Origin of the sequence: uncultured Solobacterium sp. (genome assembly GCF_963517755.1) — a bacterium.
In the GTDB taxonomy this organism is placed as follows: Bacteria; Bacillota_I; Bacilli_A; order Erysipelotrichales; family Erysipelotrichaceae; genus Bulleidia.
Genome location: NZ_CAUQGG010000001.1, coordinates 229,800 through 247,115, shown reverse-complemented (window position 1 = coordinate 247,115; position 17,316 = coordinate 229,800). Strand labels below are relative to the sequence as shown.

Genomic DNA, 17,316 nt, shown 5'->3' with positions numbered 1-17,316 from the left:
TGTCACATTTGCTTTTTATACTGTAAGTATAAGGAGGGCTTTGATATGGAAGTCTTACGCGTCGAACACTTAACAAAAATTTATGGAAAAGGGGAAAATGAAGTAAAAGCTCTAGATAATGTTTCATTTAAGGTGGAACAAGGTGAGTTTGTGGCAATTATTGGTCCATCAGGATCAGGGAAATCAACACTACTACATATGCTTGGAGGTGTTGATAAACCAACACGCGGAAAAGTATTTGTAGGTGGACAAGATGTCTATGCACAAAATGAAGAACAACTAGCTGTATTTCGCCGAAGAAAAGTTGGTTTAATTTACCAATTCTATAATTTGATTCCTGTACTAAGTGCAGAGGAGAATATCACATTACCTGTGCTAATGGATGGAAAAGAAGTTAACAAAGAACGCATTGAAGAGTTATTGAATGTGTTAGGATTACAAGAAAGACGAAAAAATCTACCAAATCAACTTTCTGGTGGTCAACAACAACGTGTATCCATTGGTAGAGCGCTTATGAACGCTCCAGCTATCGTGCTTGCGGATGAACCGACAGGAAACCTCGATAGTAAAAATAGTCAAGAAATTGTTGAACTATTAAAACTATCAAATAAAAAATACCAACAGACAATGATCATCATTACCCACGATGAAAGTATTGCCTTACAGGCAGACCGTATTATCTCAATCGAAGATGGAAAGATTACAAGAGATGAAAGAATCCGTGAGGTGTAATCATGAGTATATTTACAAAACTTACACAACGCTATCTTTCCAAGAATAAGACAAGAACGATTGTGACTTTGATAGGTATTATTGTATCTATGGCTTTGTTTACTGCCGTTATTGAAGGTGCATACAGTGGATATCAGTTCTTAAAGAATCGTGAGATCGCTGTGACAGGTCAGTGGCAAGTCATCATGAATGATGTAAATCAAGAAGGTCTAGAAGAAGCGAAAACAAATAAACAAATTGATCAATACGAAAATATATATACGCTTGGTTGGGCAAAAGTTGATAATGAAAACGATGGCAAACCCTATCTTCTCGTACAATCCTTGGGTGATACGGAACATGCATTATTCCCAATCAATTTAGTTTCAGGTCATATGCCTGAAAAAGAAGATGAAATTCTATTGCCAGAGAACTTTATTGCGAATGCAAAAGAGAAGTATCAAGTAGGTGATACGATTACTCTAGAAACAGGACAACGTTTTATAGAGAAACAACAACTCTCTGAAAATACACCATACCAGGAAAAAGAGAGTTTGAAGAATACAACCAAACATACATTTACCATTGTTGGTATTATGGAACGTCTACCATTTGAGATTGAAGAATTCTCTTGTCCTGGATATACATGCATTACTAATGGTTTTCATACAGATAGTCAGAAACTATTCGTAACAATTCATTCACCAAGTAAAATGCAGGACTTCTTAATGCGTCAAACAATTTCAGATTCTTATGTTCCACATTCGGATTTATTACGTTTTTATGGTGCATTTAAAGCAAGCGGGGAACGTTCAGTATTGATTGGCTTAACAACAATACTTGTACTTCTCATTGCGTATGGTTCTATTTCACTGATTTATAATTCATTTTCTATTTCCATCAGTGAACGTATTCGTCAGTTTGGAATTATGAGGTCAATTGGTGCTTCCAATCGTCAGATTCGTCGCATGGTTCTTTTTGAAGCATTTCTACTCGCAATCATCGGTATTGTTTTGGGTGTCATTGTTGGATGCGTTGGAATTGGTGTGACACTTGCTTGGGTTCAACATAACTTTATTGTAAATATTGCGAATAAAGTTGGTGTTGGTTTACGTTTGGTGATTAGTCCATTACCAATTTTTATCGCAGTTATGATTTGCCTAGTGACGACGATTGTTGCGGCATATATTCCTGCATATAAAGCAATTCATAAATCTGCGATAGAGGCAATTCGCCAAAGCGATGAAATTATCATTAAACCAAACGAAGTGAAGACATCCAAACTTACTCAGAAAATGTTTGGATTTGCTGGTGTAATGGCTACGAAAAATTTTAAGCGTAATAAACGTAAGTATCGTTCAACGATTCTTTCATTAGCGTTAAGTGTCATTCTATTTATCTCTGCCGCATCATTAACACAGTATGTAAATAAGATGTTGCTGATTCAGAGTAGTAATGACCACAAGATGAATGTCATGTACAATGCATACACTGATGAACAAGAAGATGTTACCCAGCGTTTTAATGTCATTAAGGCAATACCAGAAATTCAAAATATCGCTATCACGCAGAAAATTTTCGATGAAGCCTATATTCAACGTAATTACATTGCGTCTGAATACTGGACAGCAGAGAACCAACAGTATCTTCGCCGTATCAAGGATGCGGTAGGTGTGAATGTTGAACTAGTTTTTGTGGATGATGATGCATTTAAGAATTTGTGTAAACAAAACAAGATAGATTCTTCCAGTTATTTTGATAAAAATAGTCCAAAGGGTTTACTGTATAATCACGTTATCCAACAATTTATTAGAGAAGACAAGGGTATTACGCGTGATGTATCCGTGATAGATACTAACGCAAACAATGTACCAATGTTTGTTCGTGAATACAAACAGATAGAAGGGTATGCAAGTTTACATGAGCCATATATTAAAGATGGTAAGCAGTATTATCTTTTCTATCCGATAGAGTATATTGAAGAAATGAAAGGCTACGAAAACTTAGACATGCGTAAAGCCAAACTCTACCCAGTTGAAGAAATTGATATTGATATTCCACTTGTGGCAGGAGCACAAATTGAAGAGAATCTATTTACATTAAGTCGTAATACAATGCAGCTAATCTATCCAAGAAGTATGGCGACGACACTATTTGAAAATACAGATACGAGCTATATTCAACGATTATCTAATCCAGAGATTGGTATACAAACAGATAATCATGCAAGTGTTGCTCAACAACTTGAAAAGATTCAAAAAGACAATGGTTGGAGTGCGGATAGAATCTATGACTTTGACCGTGAACGTCAAAATAATCGCATGTTTATCTTAGTGATAAATGTATTTTCCTATGGATTCATTCTTCTAATTGGCGTTATATCGATTGCGAATGTATTTAATACCATTTCGACAAACATCATTCTTCGAAGAAAAGAATTTGCGATGTTACGATCGGTTGGTATGTCTGAAAAGGGCTTCCAAAAAATGCTTAATTATGAGTGTTTAATCTATGGAGGTCGAAGCTTGGCCATTGGTCTTCCAATATCGTTTATCATTTCATTCTTTATCCATCATGTGATTAATCAAATGGTACAAGTTGATTACTTTATTCCTTATGTCAGTGTACTACTTGCAATCGCTATGGTATTTGTGGTTGTGTTTATCACCATGTTGTATACAACAAGAAAGATACGCAGAAATAATGTGATTGAAGAATTACGTATTGAAAATATTTAATTAGACACTACTTCTATATACCAGTTTAAGACAGGCTTATTTTGAAATATACCTGTCTTTTAATGTGATGAAAATAAGAAATAATTTTATTGATATTGTGATATTTAGGTAATGTACTATAATTCTTTTGAGTTCAATAATAGGGCCTAAATTTTTGAAATTTAGACTTAGATAATATATCTGGAGACTTTCTTGGAGAGATAGTTGAAGTAAAGATAATTGCTATAAAAATTGAAGTATATGTTCTATTCTGAATTGATATTGAGGGGGGTTATTATGAAATATATGCATTTTAAAGGTGGTTGCTCATATGCTGGTATAGCAAATATGTTGGAACTATCTGGTTATGATACAGAAGACTATATTATTGCAAATAAAATTAAATTACCATATATGTTTGATTATGTTGATGGAACATATCTTGCGGGAACGCGTCTTCAAAACCAAAAGTGGTTTAATTTATTTTTAAACCAGATTGGTTTTAGACTCGTTGAAGTTAAGATCTCTTCAACTGATCTAGTCAATTATTTACAAGAAGATAGACCTACAATGATAGGCATCATTTCTAATGAATCTAAGCATGCAGTTATTTACTATAAACATGATGAACATGATTTTTATTTCATTAATAACAAGTTTGAAAACGAACAGTGCCCAGAGTTGATAAAGATGAGTGCTACAAAACTTATTTCCAGCGTTCCGGACGTGTTGACTATTGGATATATGGAAAAGTGTAAAGTTGAAAATGTAGATATAATATCTCGGTTAATACATTCCGCTAAAACGCTAGAAAAAATGGATAGAGATTTATCATTATATTGTTCTACGTATCACAGTAAAAAAGATATACTGAGTTGTAGAGAGAACTTGTTTAGGGCACTATTTCTTGAAGCACCTATTATGTATCAATTAGAAAGCAACGAATATTTATATCGAAACCTTTGGGAATTACAGCGTAGTTTCATGCATGTATTATCCGTAGAAAATGATATTTTGTTATCTAATTATATTGATATGAAACTATTGAATGAAACAATAAAGTCAATTTTAAATGCTATCCATGACTTAATTGAAAATTCTTAAATATATAACTTAAAAAATAAGAAGTTAAATGAAAAGAACATTAGATATATCTAATGTTCTGAAGAGATATAGTGAGCACCACTGATTTCTAATTTTAGTAGGCGTTTTCTTTCTTCACTTGGTAATACACTGGTATAGAGTAGGGTGCTACGATATTCCAATGTTCTCCATGGGAATGGTACATCCGCAAATTTACTACAGATACGCATATCTTCCTTACGCATGTCATGGAGCCATTTCTTGCCAGTATCGTTGAAGGCAAGGATGCGTAAGTGGTCAAGTGCTGGTAGACGTTGTGCTTCATATTTTGTTAACTGTACCATCGCTTGTAAGATACTACGACGGATGCGATTGCTGGTATAACGATATGTAGTAGCATCCCTTAAGAAGCCTTCATACGTATCGTTATCTGTAGCACATTTACGTAGGTGATTTTCGATTCCTTCGTTAAATAAGAACAAGTCTTCTAATTGCTTGCGAGAAGAAGTTAATAAGTACGTACGCAAGTAAGGATAGAACTGTTCAGGATAAACCAGCGTACTTTTTTTCAGTATTTCTTCCATTGGTGTAGAACTTGCTAGGCTCTCATTATTTTTGAGTGCTTTACGAATTGCTAGGGCACTTGCATTTTCAGATATCTCAGGACTAAGATAACCACTTGTACGCTGTACAATCACTGGTTGAATATTAGATTCTTTTAGATGCTTTAAATAAGAAACAGCTAAGATATCATTTGGCTCCATGGAACCTGTTAGAAGACTATATGCGCGAGGGAAAGACATCCCTGTCTGCATGCTTTCTCTTAAGTTATCAGGATTAAGAGAAGTATCCGCAATCTCTTGTAAGTTTTCTAAATTCGCGCACTCACTACCAAAGGAGATATAGTCAACTTTCGCAATCTTTAAAAGTTCCACTGCACCATACGCAAACTTAGAAGCACTTTGGGTTGCGTAGAAATAAGGTAATTCGATCACTAAGTCTACACCATTTTCAATGGCTGCCTTGGCACGTTTCCATTTATCGATAATTGCTGGTTCTCCACGCTGTACAAAATTACCAGACATAACAGCGATAACCATATCACAACCACTCAGTTTTCTTGCTTGTTCGATTTGATAGCGATGTCCATTATGGAATGGATTATACTCCGCTATGATTCCACATACTTTCATTTCTTAAAATTCCTTTACAGTTGATATGATACAATGAAATCAATCAAACAAGAAAGGATATTTCTTTATGACAGAGTTAATTTATAAAATCATTAAACCTGAAACAGAAGTGAGGGCAACACTAGTCTGTGTACATGGTATGCAAGAACATCATGCCCGTTATATTTCCTTTGCAAGAGAGTTATCTAAGCAGGGTGTAGCGGTACTAATTTATGACTTACCAGGTCATGGGGATGCATTTAAAGATGAACTAGGATACTTCGCAGATCAAAATGGAGATGAAGTATTAATTCAATCAGTAGATACGATGGTTAAGAAGTTACATACAGAATTTCCTGATGTTCCACATTTCTTATTTGGACACTCCATGGGTTCTATCATCATACGCTTATATCTAGAGCGAAATAATGATTTTTCAGGCGTGATTCTTTGTGGTGCACCAAATTATCGGCCAGCAGCTGGCTTTGGTAAGAAACTTGCACAGTTACTAGTCAAGATGAAAGGACCTAAGGCAAAGACAAAACTATTAACAGCGCTTAGTGTTGGTGCCTTTAGTAAGGCTGTCAAGAATGCAAAGACACCAGTTGATTGGTTGTCCTATAACGAAGATAACGTAAACAAATTCTTGAACGATGAATTATGTGGTGTCCCATTTACAGATGCGGGTAACCGTGACTTATTTACAATGGTTGCTCACTTACATCATCCATTTACCGCGAAGAATCCATCTTTACCAATTCTATTTATCAGCGGTGAAGATGATCCATGTACGGGTGGAACACTGGGGTTAGTGGATAGTATTTCAACTTTACAGAAGAATGGATATGCAAATATCGAGAACATTACTTTCCCGAAAATGCGTCATGAGATTCTCAATGAAAAGGAGAATCATCTTGTAATCGAACAGATTATTAAATTTATTAACCAGCATCAATAAAAATTGAAACAAATATTTTCTGAAAGAAAAGGTTAATAGGGTATCTTCCATCATTTTTTCGCTTTTGGAAGCGTTTTTCGGGGGATATTTGATTGACTTTGAAGTGCGGTTTGTTATAATTTATAAGCGTTAACGAGCGAGGAGACTGCCGTGAAGTGGACAAAAACAGAGTTGCTGCGTGATTTGCAGAATGTAGATTTTGACGAAGATGTAGTAATTGAGAACGATGAACTGAAAAATGACACCGGTATCTTATCTGTTGAAGATGTTCATGTAGAAGGTCACGGTTATATCGACGATGAGGATGATCGCTTCTATGTAGATATGCATATTACAGGTACAATGATTTGTCCGGATGCTATCACAAATGAACCGATTGAAGTCCCTCTCGATGTCGAAAGTCAAGAAACATATGTCTTTGAAGAAACTGATGAAGATGGGGTACGCCTCGTTACCAGTGAAGTCGTTGATCTGATGCCTGCGGTGATAGATGCTATCCTGCTGGAGGTACCACTTCAAGTGACTGAAGCAATAGAAGGTGAATATCCGCATGGCGATGGCTGGCAGATATTTACAGAAGCTGAGTATCAGGAAAGCCGGAAAGATCAATTGGATCCGCGTCTGGCAGGACTGAAGCAATTCAAAAATGAATAGTAGGAGGTGCTAGACAATGGCTGTACAACAGAGAAGAAATTCCAAGACGAGAAAGAACAAGAGAAGAACACATTACAAGTTAAATGTACCTACACTCGTAAAGAATGCTGCAGGTGAATACGTTCGCCCACACCATGAAGGTTCTTACGTTAAGGAAACAACAGAATCCAAATAAGGTTGGAAATGAAGATGCTTAATAGCATCTTTTTCTATTGCTATATCAGAAGTCGTTTGATAAAGTCTATTTAAATTAAGGAGTTTCTATGAGTGTAAGAGCGGAAGTATTAAATATATTAGAGCGTGTATTTCGTCAACATGGTTTTGCGTCTTTACTATTAAGAAAGGCAAATATCTCGAAAGAAGAGATGGGCCTAGCAAGTGAAATCGTGTACGGTACGATACGGAATAAAACACTATTAGAAGAACAGTGGCGTCCATTTACAAAGCATGTTAAACCAAGAGTGTCTGCACTTCTTAATATGAGTGTGTATCAGTTACTCTTTTTGGATAGTATTCCTTCCTATGCCGTCATCTTTGAGGCGGTTGAGCTTGCCGGTAAATCGGAGAAAGAGTTTGTAAATGCTGTTCTTCGTAAGGTACAGGAACAGGGTCTAAAAAAGCCTGAAGGAAATACAATTGAAGAACTTGCGGTATTAACTTCTCATCCTCTCTGGATTTTACAGTTATGGAAGGCTCACTATGGTTTTGAAACAATGAAAGAGATTGCCTTACATAATCAAGAGCCTTCACTTGTATACGGTAGAGTGAATACCTTGAAGTGTAAGAAAACTGAGGTTGCTCAAATGCCGAATGTACGTATGCTAGAGGATGATTGTTTCTTCTATGCAGGTGTTTTACAGAGAACAGAACTATTCTCTAAAGGAATGGTATTAATACAAGATCGACATTCACAAAAAGTAGTGCGTAAGCTGGATGTTTTACCTGGTATGCAGGTGTTAGATGCCTGTGCAGCACCGGGCACAAAAACGCAACAAATCGCTTGCTTGATGAAGAATCAAGGTAAGATTATCGCTACGGATTTGTATGAAGCTCGTTGTAACTTGATTGATGAATTAATGAATCGTACAGGAGTATCTATTGTTTCTGCAAAGCAGAATGATGCAACAATCACAGGTAAATTTTCTAAGGAAAGTTTTGATCGTATTTTGATTGATGCGCCATGTTCAGGTCTAGGAGATTTGTCACACAAGCCAGAGATTCGTTGGCATCTAGAGCCCACATCAATCGATGAACTTGTACGTACGCAAGAAGCAATACTAGATGCGAATGCAGATTACTTACGTGTTGGTGGAATCCTTGTTTATAGTACATGTACGTTAAATCGTAAGGAAAACGAACAACAAATTAAAAAGTTCTTAGCAAAACATTCTGACTATGTCTTGCTAGAAGAAGAGACTTTATTTCCGATGATAGATGATGCCGATGGCTTTTATTACGCAAAATTAAAGCGTAACCAATAGGGATATTTGCGCTTGAAACATTGGATAAGATATCGAGAAATTAGTGTGATTGTGGTAATATATTAACTATGCAAAGTATATATGATTTAAATATGAAGATGGCGACAGAAATGCTCGCTGAAAAGGGACAAAAATCTTATCGTGCAAAGCAATTATTCCAATGGCTTTATCGTAAGCGTGTGGGTTCATTCCAAGAGATGACTGATATGCCTGCGAGTCTATTAGAAGATCTTGCACAGGAATATTCGATTGAACCTGTTAAGGAAATTACGCGTCAAGTTGCGCGTGATGGAACTACCAAATATCTTTTCCAGTTGGCGGATGGTTCCTCCGTTGAGACAGTCTTGATGCATTTCCACTTTGGGGAAAGTTTATGTGTAACAAGTCAGCTTGGTTGTAATATGGGCTGTACTTTTTGCGCTTCTGGTTTGTTAAAGAAACAGCGTGATTTAACAGCTGGCGAAATTGTTGGACAAGTTATGTTTGTCCAAAAAGAACTTGATAAAATTGGAAAGCGTGTTGATAACGTCGTTATTATGGGTACAGGTGAACCATTTGATAACTATGATAATGTGATGCGTTTCTGCGAAATTATCAATAGTGACTTAGGTCTAGCAATAGGCGCAAGACATATCACAATTAGTACTTGTGGTATTGTTCCACGTATTAAAGATTTTGCTAAGGGTCATTATCAATATAACCTGGCAATCTCTTTACATGCACCAAATGATGAATTACGTCGCAAATTAATGCCTATTGATCAAGCATATCCTTTGGATGTCTTGATGGACGCATTACATGAATATAGTGAAGGTAATAATCGTCGTATTACATTTGAATACATCTTATTGCATGGTGTAAATGACACGGATACACATGCAATACAGTTAGCGAATTTGATTCGTGGTATGAATGCCTATGTGAATCTCATTCCATATAACCAGGTTGATGAAAACGGATATGTTTCGACGAATGAGAAAGTCGCATTGCATTTTTATGATGTGCTAATGAAACATGGTGTAAAAGCTACCTTGCGTTCTAAACATGGTGATGATATTGATGCGGCTTGTGGTCAGCTTCGCGCAAAACATGAAAAGGGTAAACTTTAAACATGAAGTACTATGGAATAACAGATAAAGGATTGGTGCGTAAGAGCAACCAAGATAGTTATGTCATTGCGACAAATGTGGCTGGTGAAGTATTTGCGATTGTCGCAGATGGTATTGGCGGAAATTTAGGTGGGGATATTGCCAGTCGAATGGCGGTAGCCCATTTTTCGCGTGTATTCTCTGAGACAGAGCAGTTTCAAAATGTAGATGAAGTGAAACAATGGTTAAATCGCGAAGTGAAAATCTGCAATTCCGCAATCTTCGATTACGGTAAGGAACATGTTGATTTAAAGGGTATGGGTACAACACTATGTGCTACTTTGATTACACATATTGGTATCTTTATTGTAAATATTGGAGATTCTCGTGCATATGCTTGGTGGCATGCAGGTAAGATGCAACAGTTAACTGTCGATCATACTTTAGTTAATGACATGCTAATGCATCATGAGATTACACCTGAGGAAGCCAAAACGTTCCCACGTCGTAATGTTTTGACGAATGCTCTAGGTGTTTGGGAAGATGTAAAGTGCGATATTACACATCATATTGAAAAGATGGATGGCATTCTTTTGTGCAGTGATGGTCTGCATGGATACGTACCTGAAAAGACAGTGTTACGGGTTGTGATTGACCCACATAAAGATCCTTCGCTACGTGCACGTAAGTTAATTAAGCTAGCTTTAGAAGCTGGTGGTTTTGATAATACAACAGTCATTTTATTAGACTTTGCTGGAGGCTACACACTATGAACAAAAAGAATGTAGTCGCTAACCGTTATGAAGTTGTACAGCATATTGGTCAAGGTGGTATGGCTGATGTATTTTTGGCTATTGATACTATTTTAAATCGTCATGTCGCAATTAAGATTTTACGCTCTGATCAAAGTACAGATGCGATTAGTATCTTGCGTTTTGAACGTGAAGCACAAGCTGCCACGACTTTAGCACATCCAAATATTGTAGAAATCTATGATGTTGGTGAGTATAAGAATCATCATTATATCGTCATGGAATATGTGGCTGGTAAGACGTTAAAGAAAGTGATTCGCGACCGTGCACCTTTATTGAATCTAGAAGCGGTTGATACGATGAAACAATTAACTTCTGCAGTTGCGGAAGCGCATAAACGCGGTATTATTCACCGTGATATCAAACCACAGAATGTCATTGTTAAGTCTGATGGATCGTTAAAGATTCTTGACTTTGGTATTGCAACTGCCAAGGGTAGTGCACAATTAACACAGGCAAATAATGTTATGGGCTCAGTGCATTACTTAGCACCTGAACTTGCCAAGGGTGAACCAGCATCTCCCCAATCAGATATCTATGCTTTGGGTATTGTGTTCTATGAGATGTTAACGGGGGATGTTCCATTTAAGGCAGATCAGGCTGTACAGATTGCACTACAACATATGAGAGAACCTATGCCAAGTGTACGCAAAGCCAATCCAAATGTTCCACAATCTGTAGAGAATATCATCATTCGTGCAACGGCGAAAAATCCAAAATTGCGATATCAAAGTTGTGATGAAATGTTGAAAGACTTAGAGAAGTGCATGTTGCCAGAACATCAAAATGACAAGCCACTTAGTCTAAATGATCCAATTGATAAGACACCAACGAAACAAGAAAAAGAAGATACAAAAGTAGGGGTGACGAGAAGTACATCTCTTTCGCGCGTTGCAAATAAACGCACCAAAATATATATCACCGCAATCTTAGTGCTATTTGCAATGTTTGCGGTGATTGCGGGTTTATTTTTAGCAGGAATTCTGCCACCGAAGTCAAGGAATGTTACAGTTCCTAATGTATCAAATATGGATATTGCACAAGCAACATCAGCCCTAGAGAACGAAGATCTTGAAGTTGATACGGATAATATTACATATCAATTATCGAAAGATAGTATTGAGGGGGTTGTCATTGGCACAGAGCCTGCTAGCTCTAGTGAGGTAGAGCGTCATTCAAAAGTGAAACTCATCGTATCTAGTGGTGTTGGCGAAGAGATGCCAAATTATGTTGGAAAAAATATTGATGATGTAAAGGCGTCACTTCCTTCTTCGATTCATTTGATTGAGAAAGAAGAACAGAGTGATAAGAAACCGGGAACGATTATTCGTCAAGAAGGTGTTGCGGCTGGTGATCTATATGATACGGCTGGTGAAACAGATGTGACACTATACTACGTACCATATGTAAAAGTTACAATTCCAGCTGATATCGTTGGTAAACCGATTGAAGAAGCAACATCACAACTAGAAGCGATGGGAGTAACTGTTGTACGTGCACACCGTGATACATCCGCGTTATCACAAAGTGAAATTGATAAAATCAAAGTTGGTACAGTCATTGAGACAATGCCAGCTGCAGGTAGCGAATATACACAAAAAAAGGATAGTTATGTCACATTATACTTTTACTAAGGAGTGCCTATGATTGCACGAATCACGAAAATCGTATCGAAGAATTATCGTATCTTAACTTCTGACAAGAAATATTATGATGCGATTGTCATGGGTAAAGTGCGTCGCCAAGATGCGCCTGTTGCGGGAGATTTGGTAGAGTGTGAAGAGATCGATGGTCGCTATGTGATTCAAAAAATCATGCCACGAACCAATCGATTGATTCGACCGGCAGTAGCCAATGTTGACCAAGCACTCATTGTGATGAGTGTAAAAGATCCTGATTTTTCAACTGCTCTAATTGATCGATTAAGTATTCTTATCATGCATGCAGGCGTTGAACCTGTATTGATTATTACAAAATGTGATTTAGGTTTTAGCCAAGAAGTAGAAGAGCAAATTCAAGCATATGAACATGGTGCGATGAAAGTGATTCGTACTGCAAAGGGCAGTTTAGATCCTTCTATTGCAGGTCTTTTGACAAATAAGATTTCGGTATTAACTGGTCAAAGTGGAGCTGGTAAGAGTACATTGTTAAACCAATTAGAACCATCGTTCCATCTTGCGACACAAGAGATTTCTAAGGCACTTGGAAGAGGTAAACATACCACAAGACATAATGAATTACATGAGGTTGCAGGGGGACTTGTAGCGGATACACCAGGCTTTAGTTCCCTGGATTTTTCGCATATTCAAGCTAATGAATTAGCTGAATATGTACCAGACTTTGTGCCATACCTACATGATTGTCGCTTCAATGATTGTGTTCATCAAAATGAACCAGGTTGTAAAATTAAAGAAGCGGTAGAAGCAGGAAAAATATCCAAAGAACGCTATGAAAACTATCTAAGCGTTTTACAGATGATTCAAGAGAGAAGGGAGAAATACTTATGATTGTTGCACCATCCGTATTATCTTTAGATTACAGTCATATGACTGAACAATGTGAACTACTAAATTCCTCCAAGGCAGAGTGGATGCACTTTGATGTCATGGATGGACACTTTGTAAAGAACTTAACATTTGGACCAGACATCCTAAAAGGCTTTGTAAAACTATCACCATTATTCAAAGATGTTCACTTAATGGTTACAGATCCTAAGATGTTCGCCGATGTATTTATGAATGCTGGTGCAGATCAGATTACCTTCCACGTTGAAACAATCTACGACAAAGAAGAAATCAAAGCACTTGCAAAACATATACACGAACAAGGAAAGAAAGTCGGACTTACACTAAAGCCACAGACACCAATTGAAGTATTAAAACCATTCTTGCATGATTTTGACTTATTCCTAATTATGAGTGTAGAACCGGGTTTTGGGGGTCAGAAGTTTATGCCAGAGGCACTAGAACGTATTCGCACACTTCGTACATGGTTAAACGAAGAAGGTCTTGATACACATATTGAAGTGGATGGTGGTATCAACGAAGAAACAGGTGCTTTATGCGCTGAAGCAGGAGCGGATGTACTTGTGGCTGGCTCGTATGTCTTTAAGAATGATATCCACGAAGTATGTGAGAAATTATGGAAACTTCAGTAGCTGTTATCTTAAAACGTTGTACAACAATTCCGACTGCAGAAAACTATATTGGTGTAGATAAAGGGGCATTAACACTTGCTAGAAATGGTAAGAGAATGTTACTGGCGATTGGTGATTTTGATTCTGTGGAAGAAAGTGATTTATCTAGTATCAAGGACTATAGTGATACATTCATTCAATTAAATCCTATCAAGGATGATACAGATAGTGAGGCAGCAGTTATGTATGCCATCGAGAAAGGCTATCAAAAAATCCACCTCTATGGTGGACTTGGTGGAAGATTAGACCATGCGATGATTAATTTGCGTCTGGTATCACGTTTTCCTGAGACAGTATATCTCCATGATCAAAATAACTTTATCTATTCACTAGCTGAAGGTGTTCATTCCATTGATAAGCGTGATTATACATATATCTCATTCTTTACAGAGGATGAGGCAACCATTAGCTTAGAAGGATTTAAATATCCTTTAGATAAACAACAACTTACCAATAAAGATACCTATACCACTTCTAATGAGATTTTAGAAGATAAGGGTATCATCACTGTGCATGCAGGCAAGGTAACTGTTATACAATCAAAAGATGCATAAAAAAAATTCCCTTCGGGGAATTCTTTTTCATATAACCGGCGATTACTCAGCAGCTTTAGCCTTAGCTCCTGCCTTTAATGTCTTTAATGCGCGAGCTGAGATCTTAACTGTCTGTGGCTTGCCATCAACGATCATGTGAACCTTTTGTAAGTTCACATTCCACTTACGACGAGTAGCACGTAGGGAGTGGGAACGTCTGTTTCCTGACATTGCTTTCTTACCGGATACAGCACATACTCTGGACATACCATAACCTCCTTTACTTATAATTTGCTTACAAAAGATATCATAGATTACTTGTAAATGCAACCAAAAAAGTAGTAGTTAGATTCTGTTTTTCAAAGATTCCTATAGAAGATGCAGAAATGAATTATGTAAATTCTATGAAAATAGGCTGTTTATGGGTGGTAATCGACTACATTTTGAAATGTAAATGTGATAAAATACGAATATAACTGAAAGGAGACTTCACGGTGACAGATAAACAGATTTATGCAGCAATTGAAGCTGCTGACCATGAGGTTCGATTAGTAATTGGTGAGTTTTTCAACACCAGATTTAATATTATAAAGGTTGAAAGAGTACCATGTAGCGGACTCTCTTATAATGGCATTACAGACCAGCAGGCTTTGATTGGTTCCATTAAGCAGGCGGCAGCGTCTGCTAAAAAGATGGTGGGTGCTAGTGTACAACAGGTGATTCTTGCAATCCCTGCATTTAATTTGAAGCGTATCTCTTTGAAATCAACAGTTGATATTGAAGGTATTGATGGAACAGTAACAATTCAAGATGTACGTAATGCAATTAAGAAGGCTGAAGCGGTAAATATCGGTAATGATAGTGCTTTGATTCAGACGGTATGCGTGAAGTATACAGTGAATGGTATGACAACACGTCGTATTCCACTTGGAGAAAAGTGCTCTCAGTTAATCGTTGATATTGACTTATTGTGTGCTGATCGTAAATTTGCCTATGATTTAGTTGCTTGTGTAGAAAAAGCCGGACTAAAGGTAATGGATATCTTTGCGGATATCTACGCTGTCGGTAAAGAAGCTGCTTTATTTGAACAGTCCGTTGATCGCCAAGTAATTGTCTTAAAGGTAGAACGTGATGCGACAACATTAGGTCTACTTTATAAGGGAAGATTTGCGGCGTCTACAATCTTGCCTATGGGACTTGGAAATATCGCAAACGCAGCCGTTGAAAAATATGGTATTAATATGAAGAATGTTATTGAGTTAATCAAGTATAGTGCAAGACTTGATCAGACAGTATGTTCTTCGAATATTATCCATATTTGGAACGATAATGGTGAAAATAGAACTATCAGTGAGCAGGAGTTAGTAGACTGCATTAGACCTAATATTGAAACATGGCTGAATGCAATTACAGAAACTTGCGAAGGAATCTTGCAAGCAGGTGAAACAACTGTTATTATTACTGGTGAAGGTGGCGAAACTATAGGGTTAGAAAACCTTTTAAGCAAGCGCCTAAATGTAGAAGTTAGAGATTATATTCCGGAAACATTAGGGGGAAGAAATGCAGCATTAACCGCATGTCTCGGATTGTTCTATGCCTACCAAGATAGATTACCTATTATCGGTCAGACTGAAAACAGCTTAGATCTTGATGCTTTTATCAAAAACGTATCCTACCGCGACAGAAAGGTAGAGACTACGAAAGAAGATACCTTGACAAATAAACTCAAGGGATTGTTTCTCGATGGAAAGAAATAAATTGGAGAGGTAAACGTTATGGCAGAATTAACTTACAACCAGGTAGCAAAAATCAAGGTATTTGGTGTCGGCGGAGCAGGTAGCAACGCTGTAAACCGCATGGTACAGGAAGGCGTTCAGGGTGTTGAATTCTATATCGCTAATACTGATCTTCAGGCAATGGATATTTCTCCAGTTGCTAATAAGATTCAGTTAGGTAAAGAAGGTCTTGGTGCTGGTGGTAACCCAGATAATGGACGTAAAGCAGCTGTAGAAAGCGAAGACGCTATCCGTAAATCTATGGAAGGTGCCGACATGGTATTCCTTACAGCAGGTATGGGTGGAGGAACTGGTACAGGTGCAGCTCCATTATTCGCAAAGATTGCTAAGGAACTTGGATGCTTAACAGTAGGTATCGTTACAAAGCCATTCAATTTCGAAGGTAAGAGAAGAGAAAGAAATGCTGAGCAGGGTCTTGAACAGCTCAAAGAGTATGTAGACTCATTGATTATCATTTCTAATAATAAAGTATTAGAAGTAATTGGACATATTCCATTCCAGGATGCATTTAAGGAAGCAGATAATATCTTACGTCAAGGCGTACAGACAATTACTGACTTGATTGCTGTTCCTGCAATGATTAACTTGGACTTTGCAGATATTAAGAGTGTTATGGAAGGTCAAGGTTCCGCATTATTTGGTATCGGTATGGCTGATGGCGATGACAAGGCTAGAGAAGCTGCTGCACGCGCTATTCAATCTCCATTACTAGAAGCACAGATTGCAGGTGCCAAGAGTGCCATTATCAACGTTACTGGTGGTACAAGCATGTCCGCATTTGATGCATCTGAAGCAGTTGACTTCATTCGTGAAGCAGCTGGTAATGATATTGATATCATCTTCGGTGTAGCTATTAATGATAAGATTGGTGATGCAATTATCGTTTCTGTTATCGCTACAGGTTTCGAATTGTCTGAACCTAAGAAGGAAGAAGAAAAGAAGGTTGCTCCTTCTACAAAGCCAGCAAGTGGTGTTTCATTACAGAATGATGACTCTGCTGTATTTGGTTCTTCATCTTCTGATGCAAGTGACAGTATTCCTGGTTTCTTTAGAAGAGGTTAATTTAAGAGGGCTTATGTCCTCTTTTTTTATATCTATCATAAAGGGGAGGTAGT

At 37.3% G+C, this 17,316-nt stretch carries 17 protein-coding genes; 15 read left to right on the top strand and 2 right to left on the bottom strand.

Going from position 1 to position 17,316, the window contains the following annotated elements; genetic code table 11:
- Positions 1 to 45 precede the first annotated feature (45 nt).
- The 3 genes from RWM19_RS01185 (at position 46) to RWM19_RS01175 (ending at position 4,532) form a co-directional block, all read left to right on the top strand.
- On the top strand, positions 46 to 732 hold the full coding sequence (locus RWM19_RS01185; protein ID WP_313982825.1) for an ABC transporter ATP-binding protein: 687 nt from the start codon (positions 46 to 48) through the stop codon (positions 730 to 732).
- Positions 733 to 734: 2 nt separating this feature from the next.
- A complete protein-coding gene (locus RWM19_RS01180) occupies positions 735 to 3,449 on the top strand; it encodes an FtsX-like permease family protein (RefSeq protein WP_313982823.1) in 2,715 nt (904 codons plus the stop codon).
- A gap of 276 nt (positions 3,450 to 3,725) precedes the next feature.
- On the top strand, positions 3,726 to 4,532 hold the full coding sequence (locus RWM19_RS01175; protein ID WP_313982821.1) for a hypothetical protein: 807 nt from the start codon (positions 3,726 to 3,728) through the stop codon (positions 4,530 to 4,532).
- A 50-nt stretch (positions 4,533 to 4,582) separates the two neighbouring features.
- Here the strand turns inward: RWM19_RS01175 and RWM19_RS01170 are convergent, their stop codons facing one another.
- Entirely contained in the window at positions 4,583 to 5,704 is a 1,122-nt protein-coding gene (locus RWM19_RS01170) for a nucleotidyltransferase family protein (protein ID WP_313982819.1), read from the bottom strand.
- 67 nt (positions 5,705 to 5,771) lie between these two features.
- On the opposite strand from RWM19_RS01170, the gene RWM19_RS01165 reads away from it, so the two are divergent.
- The 10 genes from RWM19_RS01165 to RWM19_RS01120 all read left to right on the top strand — a co-directional run bounded on the left by RWM19_RS01165 (position 5,772) and on the right by RWM19_RS01120 (position 14,426).
- Complete coding sequence (locus RWM19_RS01165) at positions 5,772 to 6,641, top strand: alpha/beta hydrolase (protein WP_313982817.1); 870 nt, start codon at positions 5,772 to 5,774, stop codon at positions 6,639 to 6,641.
- A gap of 150 nt (positions 6,642 to 6,791) precedes the next feature.
- The gene (locus RWM19_RS01160) at positions 6,792 to 7,295 is read left to right on the top strand and encodes a DUF177 domain-containing protein (RefSeq protein ID WP_294023479.1); all 504 of its coding nucleotides are present in this window, start codon (positions 6,792 to 6,794) and stop codon (positions 7,293 to 7,295) included.
- Positions 7,296 to 7,311: 16 nt separating this feature from the next.
- Positions 7,312 to 7,470: a 50S ribosomal protein L32 gene (gene rpmF / locus RWM19_RS01155; protein WP_006525411.1), complete on the top strand. Its 159-nt coding sequence runs from the start codon at positions 7,312 to 7,314 to the stop codon at positions 7,468 to 7,470.
- A gap of 88 nt (positions 7,471 to 7,558) precedes the next feature.
- Complete coding sequence (rsmB, locus tag RWM19_RS01150) at positions 7,559 to 8,776, top strand: 16S rRNA (cytosine(967)-C(5))-methyltransferase RsmB (protein WP_313982813.1); 1,218 nt, start codon at positions 7,559 to 7,561, stop codon at positions 8,774 to 8,776.
- 68 nt (positions 8,777 to 8,844) lie between these two features.
- Positions 8,845 to 9,885: a 23S rRNA (adenine(2503)-C(2))-methyltransferase RlmN gene (rlmN, locus tag RWM19_RS01145; protein ID WP_313982811.1), complete on the top strand. Its 1,041-nt coding sequence runs from the start codon at positions 8,845 to 8,847 to the stop codon at positions 9,883 to 9,885.
- A gap of 2 nt (positions 9,886 to 9,887) precedes the next feature.
- Positions 9,888 to 10,637 carry a Stp1/IreP family PP2C-type Ser/Thr phosphatase gene (locus RWM19_RS01140; protein WP_313982809.1) on the top strand — a complete coding sequence of 250 codons (750 nt, stop codon included), beginning with the start codon at positions 9,888 to 9,890 and terminating at the stop codon, positions 10,635 to 10,637.
- Positions 10,634 to 12,310, top strand: coding sequence for a Stk1 family PASTA domain-containing Ser/Thr kinase (gene pknB / locus RWM19_RS01135; protein WP_313982806.1), 1,677 nt, complete (start codon positions 10,634 to 10,636; stop codon positions 12,308 to 12,310). The genes RWM19_RS01140 and pknB overlap by 4 nt, the downstream gene beginning before the upstream one ends.
- Before the next feature lie 9 nt (positions 12,311 to 12,319).
- Positions 12,320 to 13,183, top strand: a complete 864-nt coding sequence (gene rsgA / locus RWM19_RS01130) for a ribosome small subunit-dependent GTPase A (protein ID WP_313982804.1) — start codon at positions 12,320 to 12,322, stop codon at positions 13,181 to 13,183.
- Positions 13,180 to 13,833: a ribulose-phosphate 3-epimerase gene (gene rpe / locus RWM19_RS01125; RefSeq protein ID WP_313982802.1), complete on the top strand. Its 654-nt coding sequence runs from the start codon at positions 13,180 to 13,182 to the stop codon at positions 13,831 to 13,833. The genes rsgA and rpe overlap by 4 nt, the downstream gene beginning before the upstream one ends.
- The gene (locus RWM19_RS01120; protein WP_313982800.1) at positions 13,818 to 14,426 is read left to right on the top strand and encodes a thiamine diphosphokinase; all 609 of its coding nucleotides are present in this window, start codon (positions 13,818 to 13,820) and stop codon (positions 14,424 to 14,426) included. Before rpe ends, RWM19_RS01120 begins: the two co-directional genes overlap by 16 nt.
- A 42-nt stretch (positions 14,427 to 14,468) precedes the next feature.
- Here the strand turns inward: RWM19_RS01120 and rpmB are convergent, their stop codons facing one another.
- Entirely contained in the window at positions 14,469 to 14,672 is a 204-nt protein-coding gene (gene rpmB / locus RWM19_RS01115; RefSeq protein ID WP_040627416.1) for a 50S ribosomal protein L28, read from the bottom strand.
- A gap of 227 nt (positions 14,673 to 14,899) precedes the next feature.
- Here rpmB and RWM19_RS01110 point away from each other — a divergent pair, with 227 nt between their 5' ends.
- Both RWM19_RS01110 and ftsZ read left to right on the top strand, forming a co-directional pair.
- Entirely contained in the window at positions 14,900 to 16,162 is a 1,263-nt protein-coding gene (locus tag RWM19_RS01110) for a cell division protein FtsA (RefSeq protein WP_313982797.1), read from the top strand.
- 18 nt (positions 16,163 to 16,180) lie between these two features.
- Positions 16,181 to 17,263 carry a cell division protein FtsZ gene (gene ftsZ / locus RWM19_RS01105; RefSeq protein WP_294022109.1) on the top strand — a complete coding sequence of 361 codons (1,083 nt, stop codon included), beginning with the start codon at positions 16,181 to 16,183 and terminating at the stop codon, positions 17,261 to 17,263.
- The last annotated feature ends 53 nt before the right edge of the window (positions 17,264 to 17,316 follow it).

Excerpts from the sequence above, each read along its gene's own strand:
- pknB (WP_313982806.1), top strand. The coding sequence starts at position 10,634 with ATGAACAAAAAGAATGTAGTCGCTAACCGTTATGAAGTTGTACAGCAT.
- rsmB (WP_313982813.1), top strand. The coding sequence starts at position 7,559 with ATGAGTGTAAGAGCGGAAGTATTAAATATATTAGAGCGTGTATTTCGT.
- RWM19_RS01180 (WP_313982823.1), top strand. The coding sequence starts at position 735 with ATGAGTATATTTACAAAACTTACACAACGCTATCTTTCCAAGAATAAG.
- RWM19_RS01120 (WP_313982800.1), top strand. The coding sequence starts at position 13,818 with ATGGAAACTTCAGTAGCTGTTATCTTAAAACGTTGTACAACAATTCCG.
- rpmB (WP_040627416.1), bottom strand. The coding sequence starts at position 14,672 with ATGTCCAGAGTATGTGCTGTATCCGGTAAGAAAGCAATGTCAGGAAAC.
- rsgA (WP_313982804.1), top strand. The coding sequence starts at position 12,320 with ATGATTGCACGAATCACGAAAATCGTATCGAAGAATTATCGTATCTTA.
- RWM19_RS01140 (WP_313982809.1), top strand. The coding sequence starts at position 9,888 with ATGAAGTACTATGGAATAACAGATAAAGGATTGGTGCGTAAGAGCAAC.
- RWM19_RS01175 (WP_313982821.1), top strand. The coding sequence starts at position 3,726 with ATGAAATATATGCATTTTAAAGGTGGTTGCTCATATGCTGGTATAGCA.
- ftsZ (WP_294022109.1), top strand. The coding sequence starts at position 16,181 with ATGGCAGAATTAACTTACAACCAGGTAGCAAAAATCAAGGTATTTGGT.
- RWM19_RS01165 (WP_313982817.1), top strand. The coding sequence starts at position 5,772 with ATGACAGAGTTAATTTATAAAATCATTAAACCTGAAACAGAAGTGAGG.
- RWM19_RS01170 (WP_313982819.1), bottom strand. The coding sequence starts at position 5,704 with ATGAAAGTATGTGGAATCATAGCGGAGTATAATCCATTCCATAATGGA.
- RWM19_RS01185 (WP_313982825.1), top strand. The coding sequence starts at position 46 with ATGGAAGTCTTACGCGTCGAACACTTAACAAAAATTTATGGAAAAGGG.
- rpmF (WP_006525411.1), top strand. The coding sequence starts at position 7,312 with ATGGCTGTACAACAGAGAAGAAATTCCAAGACGAGAAAGAACAAGAGA.
- rlmN (WP_313982811.1), top strand. The coding sequence starts at position 8,845 with ATGCAAAGTATATATGATTTAAATATGAAGATGGCGACAGAAATGCTC.
- rpe (WP_313982802.1), top strand. The coding sequence starts at position 13,180 with ATGATTGTTGCACCATCCGTATTATCTTTAGATTACAGTCATATGACT.